The organism is Sphingomonas sp. (assembly GCF_035758555.1).
Taxonomy (GTDB): Bacteria; Pseudomonadota; Alphaproteobacteria; order Sphingomonadales; family Sphingomonadaceae; genus Sphingomonas_B.
This window is the reverse complement of record NZ_DASTXI010000083.1, coordinates 1-2,284: the sequence shown is the minus strand read 5'-3', so window position 1 is coordinate 2,284 and position 2,284 is coordinate 1. Positions and strand designations below refer to the sequence as shown.

The window sequence follows — 2,284 nt, the reverse complement described above, 5'->3', positions numbered from 1 at the left end:
GGTCATGGAACCTTCAGGTTGGCGGGCCTATATGACTCGCGAACAGGGAGTTGCCCGGCGTGAGTCTCGGACGCTTCAATGCGACGCTTCTGGCCGGCGCGGTTGCCGCGGCGGGCCTTGTGCTGTCGCCTGCGTTCGCGGCCGGAGAATCGGGCAAGCGCCCCCCGGCGATTTCGCTCAGCGTCGACTCCGATTTCGGCTTCACGCCGGCGACCGCCGATCCCCGGCTTGCTGCCGCTTTCTCGGGGCGCGTTCCGGCGCTTTCGGATTTCAAATTCACTCCGGCGGCAGCGAAGGGCCGGCCGTCGCAGGTGCGGGTCGCGATCCGCGCTCAGGCGGGTTCGCCGAAACAACTCGCCGCGGCCAGCGCCTCCTCGCCGGTTAACGCGCTCACTCCGGTCAGCTACAATCTCGGCGTCGCCGTCGGATGGCGGCGCTTCGCCGTTTCCGGCGACGTTGCCAAAACCCGGGCCGCGGGCTCGCCGGTCGACGGTCGCGAGAGCGCCGTCGTCGGGGTCAGCTATTCGCTTCCGCGCTTTACCGGCCGGGTCGCCGTTTCCGCCGACCGCTCGGCAGGGACGGCCGCCCCGGCGCTTCGCGATCCGGACAATTATGCGCTGGACGTTGGCGGCTCCTACGCGTTGACCCGCCGCCTCTCGGTCACGGGCGGAGTCCGCTACAAGATCGAGCGCGACCGGCTCTCCGCGCTCAGCGACAACCGGGTCGACAGCCAAGCTGTGTACGTCGGGACCGCCTTCAAATTCTAAAGTCTCGGCAAATGCCGCCTGACCCTGTGACTTTAGGGAACGTAAGCGTCGATTCCCGCCCAGCCTGAGAAGCCCAGCTTCTGAATTTCACGGAACCGGCGCTCATCCATTCCTCCAAGCGCGATGACCGGCGAGTTGCTCAAGCGAACGAGCGCCGCCGCCCGCATTCGGGGTATCGGTTTCCATTCGGGGTGGCTCCGGGTCTCGAACATCGGCGAGAGGAAGACAACCGCCGCTCCGGCCATTCCCGCTCTCAACATCTCCTTGCTGTTGTGCACTCGCCTGGCGGCGCCTGCTGCTTCATCGGCAAGCACCAGGCCTCGTGCTCGCGCCAGGCGCCGAAGCTGCGCGATCAGCCGCGCCCTCTGTCCGTTCGGCAGGTCGCGATACAGGAACAGGATCCCGCTCCCCCTCGGCAGCTTGCGGATCGCCCGCCACAAACGCTCGCCGAGGCGGCTGTCGGCGACAAGCCATTGGCGCGGGACGGTCTGGCGGCGCTTCATCCGCCTTCCTATAGCGCGGCCATGACCGCTGCCGAGCGCCTGCAGGAAATCCGCAACGGAATCGCCTCCGCGGCGAAGGTCGCCCGCCGCGATCCCGGCGACGTAACGCTCATCGCGGTCAGCAAGACCAGGAGCGCGGAAGCGATCGAGCCGCTGATCGCGGCCGGTCAGCGTGATTTCGGCGAGAACCGCGTTCAGGAAGCGCTCGCCAAATGGCCCGATTTGCTCGCCCGCCATCCCGGAGTCCGCGTCCACTGCATCGGCCAGCTGCAGTCGAACAAGGCCGCCGAAGCCGTGCGGCTGTTCGATACGATCCACTCGCTCGACCGCCCGTCGTTGCTTCAAGCTCTCGTCAAAGAGGCGGAGAAGGCGAACCGCTTCCCCGCCGTCTATGTCCAGGTGAACATCGGCGACGAGGCGCAGAAGGGCGGCTGCCCGATCGGCGAAGTCGGAGAGCTGGTGATGGCCGTGCGCAATTCGCCGCTGCCGCTCGCTGGCCTCATGTGCATCCCGCCGCTCGATGTTGAGCCTTCGCCCTTCTTCGCTTTGCTCGCCAACATTGCGCGAGAGCACGATGTCACCGGGCTCAGCATGGGCATGTCGGCGGATTACAAGGCGGCGGTGATGCTCGGAGCCACCGCCGTGCGGGTCGGGACGGCGCTCTTCGAAGCCTAGAGCAGGTGCCCGCTCTTCTCGCGCTTGGTCGCGAGATAATCGGCATTGTGTGGGTTGGCGGGCATGTGGTGGCCCACCCTCTCGACGACTCGAATTCCGGCGCTTTCGAGACCCGAGACTTTCGCCGGATTGTTGGTCAGCAGCCGAACTTCGGAAATCCCGATGGCCCGAAGGATCGCGGCTGAATGCTCATAATCGCGCTCGTCGTCGGCGAAGCCGAGGCGAATGTTCGCGTCAACGGTGTCGAGCCCGCGATCCTGAAGCGCATAAGCGCGGATCTTGTTGGCGATCCCGATTCCGCGCCCTTCCTGGCGGAGATAGAGGAGCACCCCGCCGCCC

The 2,284-nt window shown here is 66.5% G+C and carries 4 protein-coding genes; 2 read left to right on the top strand and 2 right to left on the bottom strand.

Translation table 11 applies throughout. The features are described from left to right. The first annotated feature begins 59 nt into the window (after positions 1 to 59). Complete coding sequence (locus VFT73_RS05240) at positions 60 to 767, top strand: porin (RefSeq protein WP_326409111.1); 708 nt, start codon at positions 60 to 62, stop codon at positions 765 to 767. 32 nt (positions 768 to 799) lie between these two features. Here VFT73_RS05240 and VFT73_RS05235 read toward each other — a convergent pair whose 3' ends face one another. Then, a complete protein-coding gene (locus VFT73_RS05235) occupies positions 800 to 1,270 on the bottom strand; it encodes a thiamine phosphate synthase (RefSeq protein ID WP_326409110.1) in 471 nt (156 codons plus the stop codon). Between the two features lie 21 nt (positions 1,271 to 1,291). On the opposite strand from VFT73_RS05235, the gene VFT73_RS05230 reads away from it, so the two are divergent. Further along, positions 1,292 to 1,945 carry a YggS family pyridoxal phosphate-dependent enzyme gene (locus VFT73_RS05230; RefSeq protein WP_326409109.1) on the top strand — a complete coding sequence of 218 codons (654 nt, stop codon included), beginning with the start codon at positions 1,292 to 1,294 and terminating at the stop codon, positions 1,943 to 1,945. Here VFT73_RS05230 and ribA read toward each other — a convergent pair. Further along, a partial coding sequence (gene ribA, locus VFT73_RS05225) for a GTP cyclohydrolase II RibA (protein WP_326409108.1) occupies positions 1,942 to 2,284 on the bottom strand: 343 nt, incomplete at its 5' end. The genes VFT73_RS05230 and ribA overlap by 4 nt on opposite strands.

Bases quoted from the DNA above. Each gene is read 5' to 3' on its own strand.
- VFT73_RS05235 (WP_326409110.1), bottom strand. From the start codon at position 1,270: ATGAAGCGCCGCCAGACCGTCCCGCGCCAATGGCTTGTCGCCGACAGC.
- VFT73_RS05230 (WP_326409109.1), top strand. From the start codon at position 1,292: ATGACCGCTGCCGAGCGCCTGCAGGAAATCCGCAACGGAATCGCCTCC.